This is a genomic window from Nonomuraea sp. NPDC003201, assembly GCF_053590415.1.
Genome location: NZ_JBSFTC010000777.1, coordinates 1 through 1,120, shown reverse-complemented (window position 1 = coordinate 1,120; position 1,120 = coordinate 1). Strand labels below are relative to the sequence as shown.

Annotated in this window: 2 protein-coding genes; both read left to right on the top strand. The window is 74.2% G+C overall.

Translation table 11 applies throughout. The annotated features are described in order from the left end of the window. The coding region (locus tag ACWDX9_RS63585) for a hypothetical protein (protein ID WP_449973498.1) at positions 1-519 on the top strand (519 nt) is incomplete at its 5' end. Continuing rightward, positions 516-1,120: serine/threonine-protein kinase (locus ACWDX9_RS63580; protein ID WP_449973497.1), on the top strand; the 605-nt coding region annotated here is incomplete at its 3' end. The genes ACWDX9_RS63585 and ACWDX9_RS63580, both read left to right, overlap by 4 nt.

Below are 1,120 nucleotides of genomic sequence, written 5' to 3'. Positions count from 1 at the left end.
TCCGTCGCCGCCGCACCGTCGGCGACGGACGGGGCGGGGCGGTTCGCCGCCCTGCCGCGCGCCTGCGGCCTCCTCACCCCGGAGCAGGCCGCCAAGGCCGTTCCGAAGGCGTTGATCATGCCGAGGGAGAACGCCGAGTGCACCTGGCATCAGAGCCTGGCCAAGGAATCCCGGTCGCTCCGGCTCGAACTGGAGATGCAGGAGCCGACCGGCACCCACGCGGAGATCGCGCTGGCCGCCGACGACTTCGACTCGCGGCGGGACGAGGCCGAACGGAGCAGGAAGTACTCCTCCCTGGGCAAGAGCTCCGAGATCACCGACCTCAAGGGGCTCGGCGACGAGGCGATGACGTGGACCGTCACCGACGATCGCCGGCCGCAGACCGAGGTCGCGATCGTCTTCCGGGTGAGCAACCTGGTGGCCGAGCTGACGCTGCGGCGTGAGGTCGCCAAGGACCCCGCCCTGCCCGAGCAGGCGGGCGCCGCGGCCCGTTCGGTCGTCGAGGCGCTGACGCGATGAGGGGCACCGTACTGGCGGGACGCTACACCCTGGTCGAGCCGCTCGGCCCGGGTGGCGGCACCTGGCTGGCCAGAGACGAGGTGCTGCACCGCGACGTGGCGGTCAAGCGGATCCCCGTCACCACCGCCCGGCCGGGCTCAGAGACGGGTGAGCGGGAGCGGGTGCTGGCCGAGGCCAGGTTCGCGGCGTCGCTGAGCCATCCCGGGCTCGTCACCGTGCACGACGTCCTCGCCTCCGGCCCTCAGCCCTGGGTCGTCATGGACCTCATCAGGGGCGGCTCGCTCGACCGGATCACCGCCGCCGAGGGGCCGCTGGAGCCGGGCCGGGTCGCCGCGATGGGGCTGCGGCTGCTCGACGCGCTGGCCGTCGTCCACGCGCACGGGCACGTGCACGGCGCGGTCACGCCGGGCAACGTCCTCATCGCCCCGACCGGCGAAACCGTCCTCGCGGGCCTCGGCGCCACCACGCCGGACGCCGCCCCCGCCGTCGATGTGCGCATGCTCGTCACCACCCTCATGTTCGCCCTGGACGGGGGCTCCACGCCCCACCCGGGCAACGCGGCCGCCTCCCCAGCGCTCCTTCCCCAGCTGCGGGAGGCGGC